The 21,777-nt window shown below is 73.3% G+C and carries 20 protein-coding genes, 2 tRNA genes, 1 other RNA gene and 1 pseudogene; 14 read left to right on the forward strand and 10 right to left on the reverse strand.

What is annotated here, in order from left to right:
* Positions 1 to 9 precede the first annotated feature (9 nt).
* Both HZF07_RS16635 and HZF07_RS16640 read left to right on the forward strand, forming a co-directional pair.
* Positions 10 to 1,452 (forward strand): type VII secretion protein EccB, encoded by a 1,443-nt coding sequence (locus HZF07_RS16635; RefSeq protein ID WP_157343159.1) that lies wholly within the window; start codon positions 10 to 12, stop codon positions 1,450 to 1,452.
* Complete coding sequence (locus HZF07_RS16640; protein WP_157343161.1) at positions 1,443 to 2,678, forward strand: S8 family serine peptidase; 1,236 nt, start codon at positions 1,443 to 1,445, stop codon at positions 2,676 to 2,678. Before HZF07_RS16635 ends, HZF07_RS16640 begins: the two co-directional genes overlap by 10 nt.
* A gap of 55 nt (positions 2,679 to 2,733) precedes the next feature.
* On the opposite strand, the gene HZF07_RS16645 is transcribed toward HZF07_RS16640, so the two are convergent.
* Positions 2,734 to 2,821: transfer RNA gene (locus tag HZF07_RS16645), tRNA-Ser, on the reverse strand.
* A 65-nt stretch (positions 2,822 to 2,886) separates the two neighbouring features.
* Positions 2,887 to 2,977: signal recognition particle sRNA small type (ffs, locus tag HZF07_RS16650), an RNA gene on the reverse strand.
* A 114-nt stretch (positions 2,978 to 3,091) separates the two neighbouring features.
* On the opposite strand from ffs, the pseudogene HZF07_RS16655 reads away from it, so the two are divergent.
* The 6 genes and pseudogenes from HZF07_RS16655 to HZF07_RS16680 all read left to right on the forward strand — a co-directional run.
* Positions 3,092 to 4,732: pseudogene (locus tag HZF07_RS16655) on the forward strand (DNA polymerase III subunit gamma and tau); the annotation flags it as partial.
* Between the two features lie 409 nt (positions 4,733 to 5,141).
* Positions 5,142 to 5,519: a YbaB/EbfC family nucleoid-associated protein gene (locus HZF07_RS16660; protein ID WP_157343163.1), complete on the forward strand. Its 378-nt coding sequence runs from the start codon at positions 5,142 to 5,144 to the stop codon at positions 5,517 to 5,519.
* Positions 5,520 to 5,530: 11 nt separating this feature from the next.
* Positions 5,531 to 6,130 (forward strand): recombination mediator RecR, encoded by a 600-nt coding sequence (recR, locus tag HZF07_RS16665; protein ID WP_157343165.1) that lies wholly within the window; start codon positions 5,531 to 5,533, stop codon positions 6,128 to 6,130.
* Positions 6,123 to 6,734: a DUF5063 domain-containing protein gene (locus tag HZF07_RS16670; protein WP_157343167.1), complete on the forward strand. Its 612-nt coding sequence runs from the start codon at positions 6,123 to 6,125 to the stop codon at positions 6,732 to 6,734. Before recR ends, HZF07_RS16670 begins: the two co-directional genes overlap by 8 nt.
* A 38-nt stretch (positions 6,735 to 6,772) precedes the next feature.
* Positions 6,773 to 8,047 (forward strand): aspartate kinase, encoded by a 1,275-nt coding sequence (locus HZF07_RS16675; RefSeq protein WP_181645286.1) that lies wholly within the window; start codon positions 6,773 to 6,775, stop codon positions 8,045 to 8,047.
* Entirely contained in the window at positions 8,044 to 9,087 is a 1,044-nt protein-coding gene (locus HZF07_RS16680; protein WP_157343169.1) for an aspartate-semialdehyde dehydrogenase, read from the forward strand. The genes HZF07_RS16675 and HZF07_RS16680 overlap by 4 nt, the downstream gene beginning before the upstream one ends.
* Positions 9,088 to 9,091: 4 nt before the next feature.
* Here the strand turns inward: HZF07_RS16680 and HZF07_RS16685 are convergent, their stop codons facing one another.
* The 4 genes from HZF07_RS16685 to HZF07_RS16700 form a co-directional block, all read right to left on the reverse strand.
* Positions 9,092 to 9,769: a hypothetical protein gene (locus HZF07_RS16685; protein WP_157343171.1), complete on the reverse strand. Its 678-nt coding sequence runs from the start codon at positions 9,767 to 9,769 to the stop codon at positions 9,092 to 9,094.
* Between the two features lie 45 nt (positions 9,770 to 9,814).
* Complete coding sequence (locus HZF07_RS16690; RefSeq protein WP_157343173.1) at positions 9,815 to 10,468, reverse strand: hypothetical protein; 654 nt, start codon at positions 10,466 to 10,468, stop codon at positions 9,815 to 9,817.
* 97 nt (positions 10,469 to 10,565) lie between these two features.
* Positions 10,566 to 10,639: transfer RNA gene (locus HZF07_RS16695), tRNA-Pro, on the reverse strand.
* A gap of 64 nt (positions 10,640 to 10,703) precedes the next feature.
* Positions 10,704 to 11,633: a metallophosphoesterase gene (locus tag HZF07_RS16700; protein ID WP_309504801.1), complete on the reverse strand. Its 930-nt coding sequence runs from the start codon at positions 11,631 to 11,633 to the stop codon at positions 10,704 to 10,706.
* Positions 11,634 to 11,660: 27 nt separating this feature from the next.
* On the opposite strand from HZF07_RS16700, the gene HZF07_RS16705 reads away from it, so the two are divergent.
* Positions 11,661 to 12,125, forward strand: a complete 465-nt coding sequence (locus HZF07_RS16705; RefSeq protein WP_157343175.1) for a GatB/YqeY domain-containing protein — start codon at positions 11,661 to 11,663, stop codon at positions 12,123 to 12,125.
* Between the two features lie 35 nt (positions 12,126 to 12,160).
* On the opposite strand, the gene HZF07_RS16710 is transcribed toward HZF07_RS16705, so the two are convergent.
* Positions 12,161 to 14,581 carry a penicillin-binding protein gene (locus HZF07_RS16710; RefSeq protein WP_157343177.1) on the reverse strand — a complete coding sequence of 807 codons (2,421 nt, stop codon included), beginning with the start codon at positions 14,579 to 14,581 and terminating at the stop codon, positions 12,161 to 12,163.
* Positions 14,582 to 14,796: 215 nt separating this feature from the next.
* On the opposite strand from HZF07_RS16710, the gene HZF07_RS16715 reads away from it, so the two are divergent.
* The gene (locus HZF07_RS16715) at positions 14,797 to 15,096 is read left to right on the forward strand and encodes a WhiB family transcriptional regulator (protein ID WP_157343179.1); all 300 of its coding nucleotides are present in this window, start codon (positions 14,797 to 14,799) and stop codon (positions 15,094 to 15,096) included.
* Positions 15,097 to 15,103: 7 nt separating this feature from the next.
* Here the strand turns inward: HZF07_RS16715 and HZF07_RS16720 are convergent, their stop codons facing one another.
* Together HZF07_RS16720 and HZF07_RS16725 are read right to left on the reverse strand one after the other, a co-directional pair.
* Complete coding sequence (locus HZF07_RS16720; protein WP_157343181.1) at positions 15,104 to 16,312, reverse strand: ArsA family ATPase; 1,209 nt, start codon at positions 16,310 to 16,312, stop codon at positions 15,104 to 15,106.
* Complete coding sequence (locus tag HZF07_RS16725; RefSeq protein ID WP_157343183.1) at positions 16,309 to 17,322, reverse strand: ArsA-related P-loop ATPase; 1,014 nt, start codon at positions 17,320 to 17,322, stop codon at positions 16,309 to 16,311. The genes HZF07_RS16720 and HZF07_RS16725 overlap by 4 nt, the downstream gene beginning before the upstream one ends.
* A 45-nt stretch (positions 17,323 to 17,367) precedes the next feature.
* On the opposite strand from HZF07_RS16725, the gene HZF07_RS16730 reads away from it, so the two are divergent.
* From HZF07_RS16730 to sigJ, 4 genes are read left to right on the forward strand one after another with little or no spacing between them, the layout of a single operon-like run.
* Complete coding sequence (locus HZF07_RS16730) at positions 17,368 to 18,138, forward strand: CoA transferase subunit A (protein WP_157343185.1); 771 nt, start codon at positions 17,368 to 17,370, stop codon at positions 18,136 to 18,138.
* Positions 18,135 to 18,764: a 3-oxoacid CoA-transferase subunit B gene (locus tag HZF07_RS16735; RefSeq protein ID WP_157343187.1), complete on the forward strand. Its 630-nt coding sequence runs from the start codon at positions 18,135 to 18,137 to the stop codon at positions 18,762 to 18,764. The genes HZF07_RS16730 and HZF07_RS16735 overlap by 4 nt, the downstream gene beginning before the upstream one ends.
* A 59-nt stretch (positions 18,765 to 18,823) precedes the next feature.
* On the forward strand, positions 18,824 to 19,540 hold the full coding sequence (locus tag HZF07_RS16740; protein WP_157343189.1) for an SDR family oxidoreductase: 717 nt from the start codon (positions 18,824 to 18,826) through the stop codon (positions 19,538 to 19,540).
* Positions 19,522 to 20,397, forward strand: a complete 876-nt coding sequence (gene sigJ, locus HZF07_RS16745) for an RNA polymerase sigma factor SigJ (protein WP_181645287.1) — start codon at positions 19,522 to 19,524, stop codon at positions 20,395 to 20,397. The genes HZF07_RS16740 and sigJ overlap by 19 nt, the downstream gene beginning before the upstream one ends.
* On the opposite strand, the gene HZF07_RS16750 is transcribed toward sigJ, so the two are convergent.
* Positions 20,369 to 21,724, reverse strand: a complete 1,356-nt coding sequence (locus HZF07_RS16750; protein ID WP_198346411.1) for an MFS transporter — start codon at positions 21,722 to 21,724, stop codon at positions 20,369 to 20,371. The two genes, sigJ and HZF07_RS16750, sit on opposite strands and share 29 nt — an antisense overlap.
* Positions 21,725 to 21,777 lie beyond the last annotated feature (53 nt).

Genomic DNA, 21,777 nt, shown 5'->3' on the forward strand with positions numbered 1-21,777 from the left:
GGGGCGGACATGGCCACCAAGAAGGACCTCGTCGAGGCCTACTCCTTCAGCCGGCGCCGGCTCGTCACGGCGTTCGTGTCGGGTGCGCCCGGCGGCCGCGAGGTCGAACCGGCCCGACCCGGCCGCACGATCGTCGGCGGCCTCGCGCTGGCGGTGCTGCTCGTCGCCGGCGCCGCGATCGCCGGGGTGTTCTCGCCGACCGCGCCCGACGACTGGAAGCAGCCGGGCCTGATCATCTCTCGCGACAACGGCTCGTCGTACGTCATCGTCGACGACAGCGACGACCCCGAGCTCCGGCCGGTGCTCAACTCCACCAGCGCGGCACTGATCCTCGGCGCCGACGTCAAGCCCACCCTGCTCTCCCAGGACACCATCGACGAGCAGCGGATCGGCGCCGACATCGGGATCTTCGGCGCGCCCGCGAGCGTCCCGACGTCCGGGCTGCTGCTCGACGACGGATGGACCGCGTGCACGGCCCCGGACGCCGGGATCCGGCTGCGCCTCTCGCCCGACCCCGACGTCGTGCCGGCACCGAGGGCCGCGGTCACGGTGCGCAACGGCGACGACTACTTCGTCGTCGCGCCGACCAGCGACACCGCCGGTCCCGGCGCGGCCGACCCGGGCGCCTACGTCTTCCCGGTGCCCCTCCAGGGCGAGTCCGGCGACCAGACCGACAACCTGCTGTCCGCGCTGCGCGCGCCGATCACGACGCAGGCGATCCCCGTCAGCCGCGAGTGGATCAACCTGTTCCCGACCGGCGCGCCGCTCGACTGGAGCAGCTTCGGGCTGACCGGCTTCGGCACCACCCCGACCTACGCCGCCGACGACGAGACCGGGGTGCTCCAGGACAAGCTGGTCGGCGACCTGCTCGCCGTCGGCGACGAGCACCTCCTGCTCACCGACTCCGGGCCGGTGGCGCTCTCCGACTTCGCGGCCACGGTCTACGCCAACGTCGTCGCCCCCGACAACGCCGTCGTCGCGCCCCAGCCGGTGACCGCCGCCCCGCGGGTGCCCCGCAGCGAGGTCGACCCGCTCGCGGACGCCCACTGGCCGGTGACCACGCCGTCCGAGACGGTCGCCGAGCCGTGCGCGCAGCTGTCCACCGAGTCCGGCCAGCCGCCCGTGGCGCACCTCGTGGCCGCCGGGCCTGAGTCGGCAGCCGGCGACCTCGCCGCGGGGTCGAAGGCGGCCGACGTCGCCTCCGGCCGCGGCGCCTACGTGCTCTCCGGCGGCTGGCAGGACACCGACCAGGGCTCGCCGTACCTCGTCGACGGCAAGGGCCGCGCCAACCCGCTGCTCGGTGACGACGCGGCCGAGCGGCTCGGGTACGCCGACTACCCGGTCGTGGTCGTCCCGGACACCTGGATCGAGCTGTTCCGCTGCGGGGTCGTGCTGTCGCCCACCGCCGCGCTCTCGCCGCCCACCGAGCCGGACGACGACGCATGCGCGTGAGGGGGCTGCTGGTCGGGGCCGCGGCGGCCGCGGCCCTGCCGCTCGCCGTACCCGCACCGGCGCACGCCGCCGACAACGACTGCGCGGCCGTCGACGCCACCACGCCGGCGAGCGACACCCGCCGACCGAGCGCGCCGTACGCGCTCCTCGGCATGGAGTCCGCCCAGCGCGCTGCCGGGAAGGCCGCCGACCCGGTGCGGGTGGCCGTGCTCTCCTCGGGCATCGCCGGGGACCTGCCCGTGCGCACCGCGGTGGACCGCTCCGGAGCCAGCGGGGAGGTCGTCGACCCCCAGGGCACGATCGTCGCCGGCCTGGTCGCCGGGCCGAGGCGGTCCGACGGCGGCGAGGTCGGGTTCGCGCCGGAGGCCCAGCTCGTCGACGTGCGCGTCTTCGTCGACCGCACGTCCGACGAGTCCCGCGAGCAGCCCTCGACGCCGGCGCTCGTCGACGGTCTGGAGTGGGTCGCCCAGCAGGCCGGCCGGGAGCGGATCGGCGTCGCCGTCGTGCCGTTCGTCGTCGGGGGGAGCCCGCAGCTGCGGGCCGCCGTCCGGGCGGTGCGCGACGCCGGCGTCGTCCTGGTCGCCGCGAGCGGCGACCGGCCCGCCGAGGGTGCGTCCTTCGCGGCCGAGTTCGAGGACCCGCCCGCCCGCGACGAGGACGGCGGGCCGCTGTTCTTCCCGGCCGGGTACGACGGCGTCGTCGCCGTCAACGCCACCGGCACCGGCGACCCGGCCGGCGCCCTGGCGAGCGTGGTCCCCAACTCCCGCACCACGGTCGCCGCGCCGACGTACGACGCGGTGTCCTACGGCCTCAACGGCGCGACGTGCCTGGTCCGGCCGACCTCGACGGCCGCGGCCGCGGCCGAGGTGGCCGGCGTCGTCGCCCTCCTGCGGCAGCGCTACCCCGACGACACCGTCGCCCAGGTCGTCACCCGGCTGGTCGACAGCGCCGACGGCACCCCCGACGGTCCGACGCCGATGACCGGCGCCGGAGTCGTGCAGCCCGCCGAGGCGCTCACCCGCCTGCTCGCCCCCACGCGCGCGGGCGAGGTGGAGCGCACCGTCGCGCAGGCCGACAGCGGTGCTCCGGCCGCCGCCCCCGAGGACCCGGTCGACCTGCTCGCCGGTGCCCGCCACGACGCGGTCTGGTGGGGCCTGATCGGCGGCGGCGTGCTCGTCCTCGCCCTGCTGCTGCGCCCGGTGCTGGCGCGCCGCTCGCACCGCTGAGCACCCGCCGCGACGACGAACGGCGCCGCACCCGCGAGTGCGACGCCGTCGGCGATGGCGGAGGTAGGGGGATTCGAACCCCCGAGGGCGTTAACCCAACCCGCTTTCCAAGCGAGCGCCATAGGCCACTAGGCGATACCTCCGCGGAGGAGCGTACCGGTGCGCGTACGGCGCCGCGAAATCGGCTGCCCGGACCGCAGGGGCAAGAAAAGGCCCCCCGCGTACCCGACAGAGCTCACTTACCCTTGCTGCCTTCCGGCCCTGGGGGAGTTGGGCGAGATGCCGCCACGCGGGGGGTTGCCGCCGAGTGTAGGTGAGCCCGTCGCGGCGCTCCAAGACGGGGCCGGGGCACGGGCGGATCCGCGCGGGACGCCCGCCTACCGGCTGTCGGCCCCGCTGGTTAGGGTTCAGGCGTGGAGTCCCCCCTCGCCCTGTACCGCCGATACCGGCCGGAGACCTTCGCCGAGGTCATCGGGCAGGACCACGTCACCGAGCCCCTGCGCGCCGCGCTGGCCAACAACCGGGTCAACCACGCCTACCTCTTCTCCGGACCGCGCGGGTGCGGCAAGACCACCAGCGCGCGCATCCTGGCCCGCGCCCTCAACTGCGAGCAGGCGCCGATCGCCGACCCGTGCGGCGAGTGCGACAGCTGCCGCGACCTGGCTCGCGGGGGGCCGGGGTCGATCGACGTCATCGAGATCGACGCCGCGTCCCACGGCGGCGTCGACGACGCCCGCGACCTGCGCGAGAAGGCCTTCTTCGCGCCGGTGCGCAGCCGCTACAAGGTCTACATCATCGACGAGGCGCACATGGTGACCACGCAGGGCTTCAACGCCCTGCTCAAGCTGGTCGAGGAGCCGCCCCCGCACCTGCGCTTCATCTTCGCCACGACCGAGCCGGAGAAGGTGCTGCCGACGATCCGGTCGCGCACCCACCACTACCCGTTCCGGCTGATCCCGCCGCGGCTGCTCTCGTCGTACCTCGGCGAGCTCTGCGACAAGGAGGGCGTGAGCATCGAGCCCGCCGCGCTGCCGCTGGTCGTGCGCGCCGGTGGCGGCTCGGCCCGCGACACCCTCTCGGTGCTCGACCAGCTGCTCGGCGGCGCCGGCCCGCAGGGCGTGACCTACGACCTCGCCACCGGGCTGCTCGGCTACACCCCCGACACCCTGCTCGACGACGTGGTCGACGCGTTCGCCGCCGGTGACGGCGCGGCCGTGTTCGGCGTCGTCGACAAGGTGATCGAGACCGGTCAGGACCCCCGCCGGTTCACCGAGGACCTGCTCCGCCGGCTGCGCGACCTGGTGATCGTCGCGGCGGTCCCCGACGCGCCCGCGACCGGCCTCATCGACGTGTCCGAGGACCAGGGCGAGCGGCTGGTCGCCCAGGCGGCCCGCTTCGGACCCTCCGAGCTGACCCGGGCGGCCGACCTGGTCGCCACCGGGCTGACCGAGATGCGCGGCGCGACCGCGCCGCGGCTGCTCCTCGAGCTGCTCTGTGCCCGGGTGCTGCTGCCCGGGGCCGACGACGCCACCGACGGGGTGCTCGCCCGCCTCGACCGGCTCGAGAAGCGGATGTCGATCAGCGGCGGGGCGCCGACCCCGACCGTCGCCGCCCCCGCCCCGCCCGCCCAGGACCGGCCGGCCCCGCCCGTCGACCGACCCTCGGCGCCCGATCCGGCCGCCGCGCGCCCGGAGCCCGCCCAGCCGTCCCGGCCGACCGTGGAGCCGGTCGCCGAGTCGGCTCCCACGCCGACCGTCGAGGCTCCTGACCCGGTCGTCGAGCCCCCCGCGCCGGAGCCGGAGCCGGCACCGGCCGCGCCGGCCGCGAGCGGCGGCCTCACGCTGGTCGACGTACGCCGGCTGTGGCCCGACATCGTCGACCGCACCAAGGGGATGCGCCGCCTGGCGTGGATGCACCTCACCCAGAACTGCCAGGTGGTCTCGGTCGACGGCTCCTCGCTGACGCTGGGCTTCACCAACGCCGGTGCCCGCGACTCCTTCGTCAGCGCCGGCTGCGACGACGTGCTGCGCCAGGCCGCGGTCGACATCGTCGGCGCCAGCTGGAAGATCGAGACGATCGTCGACCCGGGCGCCACTCCGGAGAGCGCGCCGACGGTGACCCGGTCGGCGGTCGCCGAGGCGCCGTCGGCGCCGGAGCCCGCCGCGCCTGCGGCCCCCGCGCCGGAGAGCCCGCCGCCGTGGGACCCGCCGGCCGAGGAGGGCGGTCCGAGCGCCATCGCCGCCGCGCGGGAGGCGATCCAGCAGACCCGGTCGGCCGACCAGGAGCGGGAGCCGGCCGGCACCGAGTGGGCCGACGCCGACGCCGAGGCCCACCCCGACGACGTGGACGCCGACCACCAGGGCATGAGCACCGCCGAGCTGCTCCAGCGCGAGCTCGGGGCGCAGATGATCGAGGAGATCCGGCACCAGTGATGCAGCACCAGACCAACCGAGAGGTGACCCGATGAGCCAGAACCCCTTCGAGGCGCTCGGAGGCGGAGGGTTCGACATGAACGCCCTGCTCCAGCAGGCGCAGCAGATGCAGGAGCAGCTGGCCAGCGCGCAGGCCCGGCTCGCGGAGTCGACCGTCGACGGCACGGTCGCCGGCGGCGCCGTCACCGCGACGGTCAACGGCGTCGGCGAGCTGGTCGGCGTCGAGATCAAGGCCGGCGGGTTCGACGGGAGCGACCCCGACGACCTGGCCGACCTCGCCGACATGATCGTGGCGGCCTACCGCGACGCGAAGGCGCAGGCCGACGCGCTCGCCAGCGAGGCCCTCGGGCCCCTCGCGGGCGGACTGCCCGAGACCCCGCCGGGTGCGCCCGGCCAGCTCGGCTTCTAAGAGGACCGGCGTTGTACGAAGGCGTGGTCCAGGACCTGATCGACGAGCTCGGCCGGTTGCCGGGCGTCGGTCCCAAGAGCGCGCAGCGGATCGCGTTCCACCTCCTCCAGGCCGACCCCACCGACGTGCGGCGGCTCGCCGACGTGCTGATCGAGGTCAAGGCGAAGGTGAAGTTCTGCTCCATCTGCGGCAACGTGTCCGAGGACGAGCAGTGCCGGATCTGCCGTGATCCGCGCCGCGACCCCGCCGTGCTGTGCGTGGTGGAGGAGTACAAGGACGTCGTCGCGATCGAGCGGACCCGCGAGTTCCGCGGCCGCTACCACGTGCTCGGCGGCGCGATCTCGCCCATCGACGGCATCGGCCCCGACCAGCTGCGCATCCGCGAGCTGATGGTCCGGCTCGCCGACGGCGCGATCGGCGAAGTCATCCTCGCGACCGACCCCAACCTCGAGGGCGAGGCGACGGCGACGTACCTCACCCGGATGCTCAAGCCGTTGGGCTTGCGCGTGACGCGTCTGGCGAGTGGACTGCCGGTGGGCGGCGACCTCGAATACGCCGACGAAGTGACCCTGGGCCGTGCGTTTGCAGGAAGGCGATCCGCAGATGACTGAGCTGCAACCCGAGGTGACCGCGCTCGACTCCGAGACCCTGGAGTTCGCGAGCCAGATCGCCGACCAGGTGGAGAGCTTCCTGATCGCCCTGCGGGCGATCGCGCAGGAGGCCGACGGCGGCCGGGCGATCTCGCTGCTGCTCCTGGAGATCAGCCAGGTGCTGCTCGCCGGCGCGCGGCTGGGCGCCCAGCAGGACTTCACGCCGATCGCCGAGTACCAGCCCGATGTGGGGCCCGAGGCCGACCTCGACGAGATGCGGCTGCGCCTCGCCGACATGCTCGGGCCGGTCGACACCTACGGCCTGGTCTTCGACCCCTACGTGCCGGAGCTGACCGAGAGCCAGCTCTCCGACGACCTCACCAGCATCGCCTCCGACCTCGAGAACGGACTGCGCCACTACCGGCTCGGCAACGTCACCGAGGCGCTGTGGTGGTGGCAGTTCTCCTACGTCTCCTCGTGGGGCAACCTCGCGGGCGTCGCGCTCAACGCGCTGCTGTCGATCGTGGCCCACGACCGCCTCGACGCCGACCTGCCGGTCGACGAGGAGGAGCAGATCGCGGTCGCGGATGAGATGCTCGAATCGGGGGACACGCCCGCTCGATAGAATCGGGCGGAACTTCCCCGACCATCGAGGACCGCACCGTGGGCATTGTCGTGCAGAAGTACGGCGGATCGTCGGTCGCTGACGCGGCCGGCATCAAGCGCGTCGCGCAGCGCATCGTCAACACGCGCAAGGCGGGCAAGGACGTCGTCGTCGTGGTCTCCGCCATGGGCGACACGACCGACGAGCTGCGCGACCTCGCCGAGCAGGTCACGCCGCTGCCGCCGCCGCGCGAGCTCGACATGCTGCTCACCGCCGGCGAGCGGATCTCGATGGCCCTGGTGGCCATGGCGATCGCGCAGCTCGGCCACAAGGCGCAGTCCTTCACCGGGTCGCAGGCCGGCGTCATCACCGACTCGGCGCACGGCAAGGCGAAGATCATCGACATCACGCCCGGCCGGATCGAGGCGGCGATCAGCGACGGCGCGATCGCGATCGTCGCGGGCTTCCAGGGCGTCTCCCAGGACACCAAGGACGTCACGACGCTGGGTCGCGGCGCCTCCGACACCACCGCGGTGGCCCTGGCGGCGGCGCTCGGTGCCGACGTCTGCGAGATCTACAGCGACGTCGACGGCGTCTTCACCGCCGACCCGCGGATCGTGCCGTCCGCCCGCAAGCTCGACCGGGTCTCCACCGAGGAGATGCTGGAGATGGCCGCCTCGGGCGCCAAGATCCTCCACCTGCGGTGCGTCGAGTACGCCCGCCGCTACAACATGCCCATCCACGTGCGCTCCTCCTTCAGCCAGAAGGAGGGCACCTGGGTCATGCCCGACAGCCGAGCAGGAGATGAAGAGATGGAGCAGGCGATCATCGCCGGCGTCGCCCACGACCGCAGCGAGGCCAAGATCACCGTGGTCGGCGTGCCCGACAAGGTCGGCGAGGCGGCTCGGATCTTCGAGGCGCTGGCCGCGACCGAGGTCAACATCGACATGGTCGTGCAGAACGTCTCGGCGGCCGCGACCGGCCTGACCGACATCTCGTTCACGCTGCCGCGCGCCGACGGCCAGACCGCGATGGGTGCGCTGGCGCGGATCCAGGACGAGGTCGGCTACGACAAGCTCCTCTACGACGACCAGATCGGCAAGGTCTCGCTCATCGGCGCCGGCATGCGCTCCCACCCCGGCATCACCGCGAAGTTCTTCGCGGCGCTCGCCGCCGCCGGCGTCAACATCGAGATGATCTCCACCTCCGAGATCCGGATCTCGGTCGTCGTCGACGAGGCGCAGATCAACGAGGCCGTGCAGGCCACGCACACGGCGTTCGACCTCGACTCCGACGAGGTCGAGGCCGTCGTCTACGGCGGGACCGGACGATGACCGTCAACATCGGCGTCGTGGGTGCCACCGGGCAGGTCGGCGTCGCGATGCGCCAGATCCTCGAGGAGCGGGCGTTCCCCGTCGGGGAGGTCCGCTTCTTCGCCTCGGCGCGATCCGCCGGCAAGGTGCTGCCCTTCGCGGGCCGCGACATCGTCGTCGAGGACGCCGAGACCGCCGACCCGACCGGGCTCGACATCGCGCTGTTCTCCGCGGGTGCGACGACCTCGCGCGCGCTGGTGCCGAAGTTCGTCGACGCCGGCGTGATCGTGGTCGACAACTCCAGCGCGTTCCGCAAGGAACCCGACATCCCGCTCGTCGTCTCCGAGGTCAACCCGGACGACGCCGCGGGCGTCATCGCCGCGGGCCGGGGCATCATCGCCAACCCCAACTGCACCACCATGGCCTTCATGCCGGTGATCAAGCCGCTGCACGACGAGGCCGGCCTGGTCCGCCTGATCGTGTCGTCCTACCAGGCGGTCTCCGGCTCCGGTGTCGCCGGTGTCGAGGAGCTCGCCACGCAGGTCGCCGCTGCCGGTGACAAGGCGACCGAGCTGGCCTACGACGGCTCGGCCGTCGCCTTCCCCGAGCCGCAGAAGTACGCGCGCACGATCGCCTACAACGTGCTGCCGATGGCCGGCTCGATCGTCGACGACGGACTGGGCGAGACCGACGAGGAGCAGAAGCTCCGCAACGAGTCCCGCAAGATCCTCGGCATCCCGGACCTCAAGGTGTCCGGCATCTGCGTGCGCGTCCCGGTCTTCACCGGCCACTCGCTCGCGATCAATGCCGAGTTCGAGAGCCCGATGCCGGTCGAGCGGGCGCGCGAGCTGCTGGCCACGGCCGCCGGGGTGGAGCTCTCCGACATCCCCACGCCGCTCCAGGCGGCCGGCCAGGACCCGTCGTACGTCGGCCGGTTGCGGCAGGACCCCGGCGTCGACGACGACCGCGGCCTGGCGCTGTTCGTCTCCGGCGACAACCTGCGCAAGGGTGCCGCGCTCAACACGGTGCAGATCGCGGAGCTGATCGCCGCGTCGCGCTGATCCCTCAGCGGGTCCGGTCGCCGGGCTCGACGAACGTGGTGGTCACCCAGTGCGCTGCCGCGAAGCAGGCGGCGGCGAGCACCGGTACGACGACCACCATGGCGGGCTGGTCGAGCTGGTCGACGAGGAACAGCAGCGCCAGCACGGTGGTCAGCCCGGTCCCGAGGAAGCTGGTGCCGACCGGGTCGGGGACCAGGCACAGCCGCAGCAGCATCGCGCCCACGACGACGGCGACCACGAGCACGAACAGGAGCATCGGGTAGCCGGCCCTCCCGCAGCTCGACGTGCCCTGCACCTGCTCGCACGTGCGCAGCGACCCCCAGGTCAGCCCGACCATCAGCAGCCCCACCAGGGCTCCGGCGCCGAGCACCGCGGCGTAGCCCGCGGGCCGACGCACGCTGACCCGGATCCGCTTGGCCGGGGCCGGCGGCGGGTCCTCCACCGTCTCGGCCAGCACGACGGTGGGCTGCGCGCCGCCGGGCCGCTCGGCGGCCACGGGCTCGGCGGGGACGGGCGCCGGCCGTGGGTCCTCCACCGTCTCGGTCGGGGCGCTCGTGGATCGCTCACCGTCGGTCGGCTCGGCGACCGGCTGCGCGGCCCTGGACCGACGCCGGCGTCGCCAGCCGCCGAGCGACGGCAGCTCGAGCGACGGCTGTTCCTCCCGGGGCTCCTCGTCAGGCATGCCCGGGATTCTGCTCACCGGGCGCCACCCGAAAACCTGGCGTGGTCAGCACCACGGCACCTCGCCCGGCCACTGCAGGCCGATCGCCGGCACGTACAGGCCGTTGGCGAGCCGCATCCACCACGTCGAGGAGCGGGCGCCGTCGTAGACCCGTTCGCCGAAGCGGATCGCGCACACCACCCCGAGGCGGTTGCCGTTGACGTAGTAGCCGGAATAGGTGAACCACGTGTACGGACCGGTGTGCGCCCGGAGCGTTCCACTGACGGTGACGACGGTCGCGACCACCACGCGCGGAGCCGGCGGCACCGTGGGTCGGCAGAGGTACTGGGCGAGGGAGCCGAGCACGGTCGGACATCGATCGCTCTGCTGGAACGCGACGATCGTCTGGTAGGTCTCGTAGGCGCTCTTCACCTTCCGCAGGCAGCCGAGGATCTTGGAGTACGTCCCGAGGCAGTACGACTCGAACGCCGTGGCGGCACAGCCTGCGATCCGGCCCATCGAGGCGGTGCACCAGCGGATCTGCGCCAGGCTGGGGAAGGCGAGGACCCGTGCGTCATCGGCGTGGGTGTCGGACCGGGCCGCCGCACCGCCCTCCGCGGACGCCACTGCCGCCTCCGGGGCCGCGGAGGCGGCGGCGGGAAGGGCCACCAGGGACGCGGCGACCAGCACGAGAGCGACGAGCGCGGTGCGGAGGTGCACGCCTTCGATCGTCCTCGTCCCTCCCGTCACTTCCATCCACCACATGGGGGAGACGGCGAAGGGCCCGGATCCATGCTGGATCCGGGCCCCTCGACTGTCGGGCTGACAGGATTTGAACCTGCGGCCTCTTCGTCCCGAACGAAGCGCGCTACCAAGCTGCGCCACAGCCCGATCGGCCCACCGAAGCGGACCGTGGGAAACCATACCCGAGCACCGCGGACGTCCTGAAATCGGTTCAGCGTTCGGCGGCCACGAGCGTCAGCAGGGTGGCCTCGGGGCGGCACGCGACCCTGATCCGCGCGTAGGGACTGGTGCCCACGCCGGCCGAGACGTGCAGCCACGACGAGCCCGGATCGCCCGGCCGCGAGGCCGCGGGATGGCGGTGCAGGCCCTTGGCGCGGGCCGGCTCGAGGTCGCAGTTGGTCGTCAGGGCGCCGACCCCCGGCAGGCACACCTGGCCGCCGTGGGTGTGGCCGGCCAGCACGGCGTCGTACCCGTCGGCGGCGAACCGGTCGAGCACCCTCAGGTACGGCGCGTGCGCGACCCCGAGCCGGAGGTCGGCATCCGGGTCCGCGGGGCCGCCGACCTCGTCGAGGCGGTCGTAGCCCAGGTGCGGATCGTCGACCCCGGCGAACGCGAACCGCAGGCCGCGGACCTCGAGGCTGGCCCGGGCGTTGGTCAGGTCGAGCCAGCCGGCGTCGCCCAGCCCGGAGCGCAGCTCGCGCCACGGCAGCTGCGGCACGCCCGTGTGCCGCTTGCCGTCGTCGGGCAGCAGGTAGCGGAAGGGGTTCCGGAGGCTCGGTGCGTAGTAGTCGTTGGAGCCGAACACGAAGACGCCCGGCACCGAGAGCAGGTCACCCAGCGCGTCCAGGACGACCGGCACGGCGTCGCGGTGCGCGAGGTTGTCGCCGGTGTCGACGACCAGGTCCGGCTGCAGGTCCGCGAGCCCGCGCAGCCACTCCCGCTTGCGGTCCTGGCCCGGCGTGAGGTGGACGTCGCTGAGGTGCAGCACCCTGACGTCGGGGCTGCCCGGCGGCAGCACCGGGACTGTCACCCGGCGCAGCGTGTAGGCGCGCGCCTCGGCCACGGCGTACGCCGTGAGCCCGGCGCCGGCGACCACGCCGCCCAGGGCGAGGCGGCGGGCAGCGACGGCGAGGGAGGTCACCCGGGCAAGGCTGCCACAATGGAGTTCATGAGCGATCTCAAGGCCCGCCTGCGTGACGACCTCACGACCGCCATCAAGGCCCGCGACGAGGTCCGCTCCTCGACGCTGCGGATGATCCTCACCGCGATCACCAACGCCGAGGTGGCCGGCAAGGAGGCCCGGGAGCTCAGCGACGACGACATCATCGGCGTGCTCACCTCGGAGGCGAAGAAGCGCCGCGAGGCGGCGACCGCGTTCGCCGAGGGAGGTCGCGCCGCGATGGCCGAGAAGGAGACCGCCGAGGCCGCCGTCATCGCCGACTACCTGCCCCAACAGCTCAGCGAGCAGGAGGTCGTCGACCTCGTCGCGTCCGCCGTCGCCCAGGTCGGCGCCGCCGGTGAGGGCATGAAGGCGATGGGCAAGGTGATGGGCCTCGTGCAGCCGCAGGTGCGCGGTCGTGCCGACGGCGCGCAGGTCGCCGCCGAGGTGCGCCGCCAGCTGGGCGCTTCCTGACGGGCGCTTCGCTGGCGGGCGAGGACGCCGGGAGGCTAGTGCCCCCCGCGACCGCCGTGCCCGTGGCCGTGACCACCGCCGTGACCGCCGCCGCCGCCGCGGCCGCCGTTGCCTCCGCCCCCGCCCCCGCCCCCGCCCCGGGGAGGCGTCGGGGGCGACTGGCCGTTGGACTCGTAGATCGTGACGACCGAGCCCTTCGGGACGTAGGCGCCGCCGCCGGGTGAGGTGTAGGCGACCGTGCCGAGCGGGCTGCTCGAGTAGGCGGTGCCGCCGCGGAGGGCGTTGAAGCCCGCCTGTTCGAGCGTGGCCTCGGCCTCCTCGACGCTCATGCCCGTGGTGGAGGGGACGGTGGCGGGCACGCCCTCGATCGTCTCGGTGCCCGGCGGCACGAAGTCCTGGGGCTCCAGACGGCCCTGGATCGCGTGCATCGCATCGGCCCACATCGGGCCGGCGAACCCGGAGCCGGACACCTCCCAGACGTACTGCCCGTGGATGGTCTGCCCGACCAGCCGCATCGGCTTCTGGCCGTCCTTGGTCGCGCCGGCGATCATCGCGGCCGTGGCGACCTGCGGCGTGTAGCCGACGTACCAGACGGACTTGCCGTCCTGCGTGGTGCCGGTCTTCGCGGCCGACGGCACGGTCAGGCCGGTGCCGCGCTCGTAGCCGAAGCCGCCGGGCTCCTGCACGCCGCGGAGCACGTAGTTGATCGCGTCGGCGCTGGACTGCTTGAGCACCTGCTCGCAGGCCTCGGGGTAGCGCTTGCGGACGTTGCCGTCGGCATCGGCGATCGAGGTGACCGGCCGGGAGTCGCAGTGCTTGCCGCGGGCGGCGAACGTCGCGTAGGCCTCGGCCATCTCCAGCGGGCTGGCGTTGGCGATGCCGAGCACGAACGTCGGCACCCGCTCGGCACCCACGCCGTGGCGGTCGCCCCGGGGGTTGGTGAGCTCGACGCCGAGCTGCTTGGCGATCTCGAACGGCTTGCAGACGCCGGTCTCGCGCTCGAGCATCGCGTAGAAGGTGTTGACGGACTCGCGGGTCGCGCGGGTGATGTCCATGGTGCCGGACGAGGTCGACGAGGCGACCTCCCACTCACCGACGAACCCGGGTGCCTTCGGGCAGTTGGCGAACTCGTCCTGGTCGAGCGTCGTGCTCTGCGGCGCGTTCATCGTCGTGGCGAGCGGGATGCCCTCCTCGACGGCGGCCGCCAGCACGAAGGGCTTGAACGTCGAGCCCGCCTGGAACCCGGCGGAGTCGCCGAGTCGCGTCGGCACGGCGTAGTTGAGGAACGTCTCGCCCTTCCGCTCGCTGCGACCCATCGGCCGCGACTGCGCGATCGCGGTCACGTCGCCGGTGCCGGGCTGGACCATCGCCAGCGCCCCGACCGCCTGGTCGCCCTGGGCGACGTGGCCGGCGACAGCGGCCTCCGCGGCGGCCTGGTCGTCGATGTCGAGCGTGGTGCGGATCGTGAGGCCGCCGGTGCGCAGCAGGAGCCGCCGCTGGGCGACGGTCTTGCCGAGGTCGGGGTCCTCGAGCAGGTAGTTCCAGGCGTAGTCGCAGAAGAACGGCGCCCGCGAGAACCAGCAGCCGTTCTTGGCGCGGATGACGTGGAGGCCGAGCTTCTTCGCCTTGGCCTGCTCCGCCTGCTCGTGGGTGATGACGTTGAGCGCGGCCATGCGGTCCAGCACGACGTTGCGGCGCTCGAGGGCCCGGTCGCGGTAGTTGGTCGGGTCGTAGCCGGTTGGGTTCTTCACCAGCCCGGCGAGCAGCGCCGCCTGCCGCAGGTTGAGCCGCTTGGCGTTGACCCCGAAGTAGTGCCGCGCGGCCGACTGCACGCCGTAGGTGCCGTCGCCGAAGTAGGCGATGTTGAGGTAGCGCTCGAGGATCCAGTCCTTGGAGTGGTGCTCCTCGACGGCGACCGCGTAGCGCAGCTCCTTGAGCTTGCGGGCGTACGTGTCGTCGGTCGCGGCCTCGCGCTCCTCGGGGGTCTTGGCCTGCGTCACCAGCGTCATCTTGACCATCTGCTGGGTGATCGAGGAGCCACCCTGCACCACGCCGTCGTTGGCCTGGTTGGTGATCAGCGCGCGGAGGGTGCCCTTGAGGTCGAGCGCACCGTGCTCGTAGAAGCGCGAGTCCTCGATCGAGACGATCGCCTGCACCATCACCCGGGAGACCTGGTCGAGCGAGACGTTGACCCGGTTCTCGTCGTAGAACGTCGCGATCGTCTCGCCGTCGGAGTCGAGCAGCCGCGTCCGCTGCGGGAGCGGGGCGGTCTCCAGCTCGGCGGGCAGGCTGTCCATCGCCCGGGCCACGTTGCGGGCGCCGATGCCGAGGACGCCGGCGAACGGGATGACCAGTCCGGCCACGACGACGCCCAGGATCGCGGCGACGGCCACCATCACCAGCAGGTGGGAGGCGACGCGGCCGGAGGTGAGGCGCTCGTCACGAGGTGCGGACATGGGTCCCAGGGTACGGGACCGGGCACGCTCTGACCGAAACTGGAGCGCCCACCTGCGCCGAGCGGGCTAGCCCGAACGGACTATACGATCTGGGCACTTTTGGTCTGTTTATCGCGTGTGAATTTCCTTAACTTTGCTCCGCGAGGGGGGAACTTCCCGGGTAGGCGTCATGGGGACGCCGCCTATCTCGGATTGATGGATGTGGGGACATCATCATGTGGGTAGACGATTGGGCCGCCGCGGCCGCTTGCCGCGATTCGCAGCCCGACCAGCTGTTCGTGCGCGGCGCGGAGCAGAACAAGGCGAAGCAGCTGTGCTCCGGCTGTCCGGTGCGCACCGAGTGCCTCGCTGAGGCGCTCGACAACCAGATCGAGTGGGGGGTCTGGGGTGGCATGACCGAGCGGGAGCGCCGAGCGCTCCTCCGGCGCCGCCCCAACGCCTCGTGGCGATCCGTGCTCGAGGCGGCGCGCCAGAAGGACGGCGTCGTCACCGACCACGTCGTCAGCGCGGTCTGACCGCTCGCTAGCTGTACTGATCGGGCACGCCCTCCGCGAGGAGGGCGCCGACCCGCCGCAGGCCGGCGAGGTCGTGCACGTCGCCCGGCAGGGCCGGGACGACGGCGGTGGGCACCTGCGGGTGCGCGGCCGCGAAGCGCTCGCGCAGCAGCGCCTCGCGCTCGACGACGCGGGTCTGGTCGGCGTGCAGCCGCAGCAGGCCGGCGGTGAGCGACGTCGGCTCGCGCTTGCGCAGGCGCGCGGACGCGGCCATCGCCTCGTCCGCCGACAGGCTGCCGGCCGGCACCGGGCTGGCCCGGTTGACGATCAGCCCGGCCAGCGGCATGTCGTCCTCGCCGAGCCGCTCGACGAAGAAGGCCGCCTCGCGCAGCGCGTCGGGCTCGGGGGCCGCGACCACGAGGAACGCCGTCCGCTCGGCCTGCAGCAGCTCGAACGTCTTCTGGGCCCGCTGCCGGAACCCGCCGAAGAGCGTGTCGAACGCGGCCACGAAGGTCTGCATGTCGGTGAGCACCTGGGCGCCGAGCACCTTGTTGAGCGCGCCGGTGATCATGCCGAGGCCCGCGGTCATCATCTTGGCCGGGCCCCTGGCGGGCGTCAGCAGGAGCCGGATGAACCGCCCGTCGAGGAAGCTGGAGAGCCGCTCGGGGGCGTCGAGGAAGTCCAGCGCCGACCGCGAGGGCGGGGTGTCGACCACGATCAGGTCGTAGGACCCCGACTGCTGCGCCTCGGCGTGGATCTGCCCGAGCTTCTCCATCGCCATGTACTCCTGGGTGCCCGCGAACGAGCTCGACAGCGCGATGTAGAAGGGGTTCTCCAGGATCTGTCGCGCCTTCTCCGGCGTGGCCTGGCTCTCCACCACCTCGTCGAAGGTGCGCTTCATGTCGAGCATCATCGCGTCGAGACTGCCGCCCCTGCGGTTGCCCTTCGCGTTGGCCCGCAGCCCCGCCACCGGCCGCGGGGTGTTGTCCAGCGTCTCGATGCCCATCGACTGGGCGAGCCGGCGGGCCGGGTCGATCGTGAGCACCACGACCTTGCGGCCGCGCTCGGCGGCGCGCAGCGCGAGCGCCGCGGACGTCGTCGTCTTGCCGACCCCGCCCGAGCCGCAGCAGACGATGATCCCGGTGCCGCGGTCGTCGAGCAGCGCGTCGACGTCCAGCGCCGGGGCCGGTCCGGGGCTGGAAGCGAGCGGGCCCACCCGCGGCCGCGACGGCGTCATGCCAGCCCCTGCTTGGCCAGGTCGCCGGCCAGCTCGTAGAGGCCGCCGAGGTCGACGCCGCCTGGCAGCAGCGGCAGCTCGTACGCCGGGACGTCCAGCTCGGCGACCACCTGGCGCTGCGCGTCCTCGAGGGCGCGCCGCTCCGCGTGGTCCCGCGCTTCGGCGACCAGCCCCCTGACGAGCTCGGGGTCGTCACCGACCCCGACCTCGGCGAGGTCGGCAGCGACCCGCGCGGCGTCGAGCTGCCCGGCGGCGGCCGCCTCGAGGTCGGCGGGCGCGATGTCGCGCGGCCGGACCCGGTTGACGACGACCGCGCCCACCGGCAGCTGGGCCCGGCGCAGGTCCGCGATCCCGTCGGCCGTCTCCTGCACCGGCATCTCCTCGAGCACGGTGACCAGGTGCACGGCGGTCCGGGGCGAGCGGAAGAGCGTCATCATCGTGTCCGCCTGCGACTTGACCGGGCCGACCCTGGCCAGCCCGGCGAGCTCCTCGCCGACGTTGAGGAACTGGGTGATCCGGCCGGTCGGCGGTGCATCGAGGACGACGGCGTCGTAGCGGATCGCGCCCTTGTTGCGGGAGTTGCGCTGCACCGCCTCGAAGACCTTGCCGGTGAGCAGCACGTCGCGGGTGCCGGGCGCGATCGTGGTCGCGAACTCGATCACCCCGAACCTGTCGAGGGCCCGGCCGGCGCGGCCGAGCTTGTAGTACATGGCGAGGTACTCCAGCAGCGCCGACTCGGGGTCGATGTGCAGCGCATGCACGACACCGGGCTGCTCGTCGTCGCGGCGCAGGCCGGTCGCGATCCGGCGTTCGGCGTACGGCAGCGGGTCGACGTCGAACATCCGCGCGATGCCCTGCCTACCTTCGACCTCGCAGAGCAGGACCTGCTTGCCGCGGGACGCCAGGCCGAGAGCCAGCGCGGCGGCGACCGTGGACTTCCCCGTGCCGCCCTTGCCGGTCACGACGTGCAGTCGCACCCGCGACCAGTCGGCGGCGCTCGACGCGGACATGGGCCCGAGCCTAACGACCCGACCCACACCCCTAGGATCGGCCGCATGGACAAGGTGGTGACCTCGGCCACAGACGCCGTGGCTGACATTCCGGACGGCGCGACGCTGTCGGTGGGCGGGTTCGGCCTGTGCGGCATCCCGTCGGTGCTGATCGACGCTCTGCTGGCCGCGGGCACCTCGGACCTGGAGGCGGTCTCCAACAACTGCGGCGTCGACGACTGGGGCCTGGGCCGGCTGCTCGCGGAGAAGCGGATCCGGCGGATGATCTCGTCCTACGTCGGCGAGAACAAGGAGTTCGCCCGCCAGTACCTCTCCGGTGAGCTCGAGGTCGAGCTCACCCCGCAGGGGACGCTGGCGGAGCGGATGCGCGCGGGAGGGTCGGGCATCCCGGCGTTCTTCACCGCGACCGGCGTCGGCACCCAGGTGGCCGACGGCGGCCTGCCGTGGCGGTACGACGACGCCGGCAACGTCGTCGTGGCGAGCCCGGCGAAGCAGACGCAGGTCTTCGAGACCGCCGAGGGGCCGCGGGAGTTCGTGCTCGAGCACGCGATCGTGGCCGACTTCGGGCTGGTGCGGGCCTGGAAGGGCGACCGGCACGGCAACCTCGTCTACCGCGACTCCGCCCGCAACTTCAACCCGCTCGCCGCGATGTGCGGCCGGGTCACGATCGCGGAGGTCGAGGAGCTCGTCGAGCCCGGTGAGCTCGACCCCAACCAGGTCCACACGCCGGGGGTGTTCGTGCAGCGGGTGGTCGCACTGACTCCCGAGCAGGCCGCGGACAAGCGGATCGAGAAGAGGACGGTGCGCCCGCGATGAGCTGGACTCGTGAGGAGATGGCCGCGCGCGCGGCCGCGGAGCTGTCGGACGGCTCCTACGTCAACCTCGGCATCGGGCTGCCGACCCTGGTGCCCAACTACGTCGCCGACGACTTCGAGCTGGTGCTTCAGTCGGAGAACGGGATCCTCGGCGTCGGCGCCTACCCCGTCGACGGGGAGGAGGACGCCGACCTGATCAACGCCGGCAAGGAGACCGTCACCCTGCGCCGGGGCGCCTCGTTCTTCGACTCGGCCACGTCGTTCGGGATGATCCGCGGCGGCAAGATCGATGCCGCGATCCTCGGCGCGATGCAGGTGAGCAAGGCCGGCGACATCGCCAACTGGATGATCCCCGGCAAGATGGTCAAGGGCATGGGCGGCGCGATGGACCTGGTCCACGGCGCCAAGAAGGTCATCGTGCTGATGGAGCACGTCGCCAAGGACGGCACCTACAAGATCGTCGAGGAGTGCTCGCTGCCCTACACCGGCAAGGGCGTCGTGCAGCGGATCATCACCGACCTCTGCGTCCTCGACGTCACGCCCGAGGGCCTGCGGCTCGTCGAGCTCGCCCCCGGGGTCACCGAGGACGAGGTCCGCGAGAAGACCGAGCCCGAGATCCTCGTCTGACCCGATGTCACATCCGGGACGGCCTGTCCCGTCAACCCTGTGTGAACCATCCTGAACCCATGAAGATCGCCGTGGCCGGCGGCACCGGAGTCGTCGGCCGTCACGTCGTCGACGTCGCCCGTGAGCGCGGGCACGACGTCGTCGTCCTCGCCCGGGCGGAGGGGGTCGACCTGACCTCCGGCGCCGGTCTCGCCGACCGGCTGGCCGGTGTCGACGCGGTCGTCGACGTCACCAGCGTCCGGACCCAGAAGCGGGCAGAGGCCGAGGCGTTCTTCGGCGCCGTCACCCGCAACCTGCAGGCCGCGGGCGCCGCGCACGTCGTGGCGCTCTCGATCGTCGGCATCGACGACGTCGACACCGGCTACTACGCCGGGAAGCGGCTGCAGGAACGGGTGCTGGCCGGGGGCACCGCGCCGTGGTCGGTGCTGCGGGCGACCCAGTTCCACGAGTTCGCCGAGCAGGCGCTGCACTTCGCGCGGATCGGCCCGTTCTCGTTGGTGCCGCGGATGCTCAGCCAGCCGGTCGCCGCCCGCGAGGTCGCCGAGGCGCTCGTCGACCTGGCCGAGGCCGGCCCTTCCGGCCGGGTGCCGGACCTCGCCGGGCCGGAGCGGCACGACATGGTCGACCTCGCCCGCCGGGTCGCGGCCGGACGCCGCGTCGTACCGGTGCGGATGCCGGGCGCCGCCGGCCGGGCGATGCGCTCGGGTGCCCTGTGCCCGACCGGTGACGGTCCGCGCGGCCGGATCACGTTCGACGCGTGGCTGGCGTCCCGGTGACCGACGAGCTCGCGGCGGCGTACGACGCCGAGCGGCCGCGCCTCGTGCGGGTCGCCTACGCGATCCTCGGCAGCCACGCGGAGGCGGAGGACGTGGTCGCCGACTGCTGGCTGCGCCTGGTCGCCGCCGACGAGCGCGAGCCGGTGCGCGACGTCGCCGCCTGGGCGACCGTCACCGTCGCCAGGGCCGCGCTCGACGTGCTGCGCTCCGCGCGGGTGCGCCGCGAGACGTACGTCGGCCCGTGGCTGCCGGAGCCGGTCGTCGCCGACCTCGAGGACCGGGTGAGCCTCGACGACTCCGTCCGCTACGCGCTGCTGGTCGCCCTCGAGCGGCTGACGCCTGCCGAACGCACCGCGTGGGTGCTGCACGACATCTTCGAGATGCCCTTCGACGAGGTGGCCGGCGCCGTCGGCCGCTCGCCGGAGGCGGTGCGCCAGCTGGCCCGCCGGGCGCGGCAGCACGTCGCCGCCGGCACGCCCCGGGTCGCGGTCGACGCGAGCACGCACGACCGCGTGGTCGGCGCGTTCCTGGGCGCCACGGCGGGCGGCGACCTGGCCGGGCTGGTCCGGATGCTCGACCCGTCGGTCGTGCTGACCAGCGACGGCGGCGGCGTGGTCAACGCGGCTCGCCGTCCGGTGCTCGGCCCGGACAAGGTCGCCCGCTTCTTCGCCGGCGTGGCCCGCAAGGACGGTCAGGTGGAGGTCGTCGACGTCAACGGCCGCACGGGCATCGCGTGGCGCGTCGGCGGACACCTCCACTCCGTGGTGTCGTTCACCGTCGACGGCGAGCTGATCACCCGCATCGACATCGTGCTGGCGCCCGCGAAGCTCAGCGCGGCGCGGTCCGCCGCGCAGTGACCACGGAGACGGCACCGAGCACCAGGGCGAGCACGAACACCGCCAGGAACGCGTCGGCGCCCGCCCGGGTGGCGACCGCGAAGACGATGCCGGACGCCGACAGCGCGATCGCACCGCCCAGGGAGTCGGCGATCGACAGCGCCGAGGAGTTGAAGCCGCGGTCGCCGTCGCTCGACGCCGCGAGCATCGCCACGCCGGTGCGGGGGTAGCCGAAGCCCATGCCGGCGCCGGCCAGCACGTAGGAGCCGGCCGCGAGCAGCGGGTGCACGTCGGCCCACACGGCGACACCGAGCGCGCAGGTGCCGCTCGCGACGAGCGCGGCGCCCCAGGTCATCGCACCGGTGTCGGAGATCCGCTCGCCCAGTCGCGCCTGCACCTGGCTGGCGGCGGCCCAGGTGATGCCGACCGCGGTCAGCGCGAGCCCGGCGGTGCCGGGTGTGAGGCCCCAGCGCTCCTGGAGCACGAAGACGATGTAGGCCTCCGCGCAGAAGAACGACGCACTGAGGAGGCCGCGGGTCGCGACCACCGAGGGGAGCCCGGGGCGGCCGACGAGGCTGCCGGTCGGCAGCAGCCGGCGCAGCGCGAGGACCACGAGCACCGCCGCCACCACCGCCAGCCAGACCACGGCACCCTCGCGGGAGCCGAGCAGCTCGAGGGCCAGCACCGCCGCCGCGGCGACGACCGCCCACGCCAGGCGCCCCCGAGGCACCGGCTGGTCGCTGGACCGCACCTCCAGCCCGCGCAGCGCGGGCGCGATGAGGAACGTCGCCGCGGCCACCAGCGCGACGACGCCGAGGAACACCCAGCGCCAGCCCACGGCGTGCGAGACGAAGGCCGCCAGTGCCGGGCCGAAGAGCGAGGGCAGCACCCACGCGGCGGCGAAGCTCGCGAACACCGCGGGCTGGAGCACCGCGGGGAAGACCAGCCCCACCACGACGTACAGGCAGACCGTCATCGCTCCGCCCCCCAGTCCCTGGAGCACCCGGCCGGCGACCAGCACCTCCATCGAGGGCGCGGTCCCGCAGACGACCAGGCCGAGCGCGAACAGCACCAGCGCGACGAGCAGCGGCCGCACCGGACCGCTCCGGTCGCTGTGCGTGCCCGCCGCCACCATGCCCACGACGCCGCTCGCGAGCGGGGCGGCGAAGGAGAGGGCATAGAGGTCGACGCCGCCGAGCTCCTCGGCGACGGTCGGCATCACCGTGGTGACGGCGGTCGCCTCGAACGCCGAGAACGCCACCAGCGCGAACATCCCGACCGTCGTGATGGCGTACGCCGGGGAGAGCAGCCGCGGCCGCGGCGGCACGGGCGGGGCGGTCAGGGTCACCCGGTGACCGTAGGGCCTCAAGCGCGGTTGAGGTCAACCGGGATCGGGGTAGG

Origin of the sequence: Nocardioides agri (genome assembly GCF_013778305.1) — a bacterium.
Taxonomy (GTDB): Bacteria; Actinomycetota; Actinomycetes; order Propionibacteriales; family Nocardioidaceae; genus Nocardioides; species Nocardioides agri.

Bases quoted from the DNA above. Each gene is read 5' to 3' on its own strand.
- HZF07_RS16635 (WP_157343159.1), top strand. From the start codon at position 10: ATGGCCACCAAGAAGGACCTCGTCGAGGCCTACTCCTTCAGCCGGCGC.
- HZF07_RS16640 (WP_157343161.1), top strand. From the start codon at position 1,443: ATGCGCGTGAGGGGGCTGCTGGTCGGGGCCGCGGCGGCCGCGGCCCTG.
- HZF07_RS16660 (WP_157343163.1), top strand. From the start codon at position 5,142: ATGAGCCAGAACCCCTTCGAGGCGCTCGGAGGCGGAGGGTTCGACATG.
- HZF07_RS16670 (WP_157343167.1), top strand. From the start codon at position 6,123: ATGACTGAGCTGCAACCCGAGGTGACCGCGCTCGACTCCGAGACCCTG.
- HZF07_RS16680 (WP_157343169.1), top strand. From the start codon at position 8,044: ATGACCGTCAACATCGGCGTCGTGGGTGCCACCGGGCAGGTCGGCGTC.
- HZF07_RS16685 (WP_157343171.1), bottom strand. From the start codon at position 9,769: ATGCCTGACGAGGAGCCCCGGGAGGAACAGCCGTCGCTCGAGCTGCCG.
- HZF07_RS16705 (WP_157343175.1), top strand. From the start codon at position 11,661: ATGAGCGATCTCAAGGCCCGCCTGCGTGACGACCTCACGACCGCCATC.
- HZF07_RS16710 (WP_157343177.1), bottom strand. From the start codon at position 14,581: ATGTCCGCACCTCGTGACGAGCGCCTCACCTCCGGCCGCGTCGCCTCC.
- HZF07_RS16715 (WP_157343179.1), top strand. From the start codon at position 14,797: ATGTGGGTAGACGATTGGGCCGCCGCGGCCGCTTGCCGCGATTCGCAG.
- HZF07_RS16720 (WP_157343181.1), bottom strand. From the start codon at position 16,312: ATGACGCCGTCGCGGCCGCGGGTGGGCCCGCTCGCTTCCAGCCCCGGA.
- HZF07_RS16725 (WP_157343183.1), bottom strand. From the start codon at position 17,322: ATGTCCGCGTCGAGCGCCGCCGACTGGTCGCGGGTGCGACTGCACGTC.
- HZF07_RS16730 (WP_157343185.1), top strand. From the start codon at position 17,368: ATGGACAAGGTGGTGACCTCGGCCACAGACGCCGTGGCTGACATTCCG.
- HZF07_RS16735 (WP_157343187.1), top strand. From the start codon at position 18,135: ATGAGCTGGACTCGTGAGGAGATGGCCGCGCGCGCGGCCGCGGAGCTG.
- HZF07_RS16740 (WP_157343189.1), top strand. From the start codon at position 18,824: ATGAAGATCGCCGTGGCCGGCGGCACCGGAGTCGTCGGCCGTCACGTC.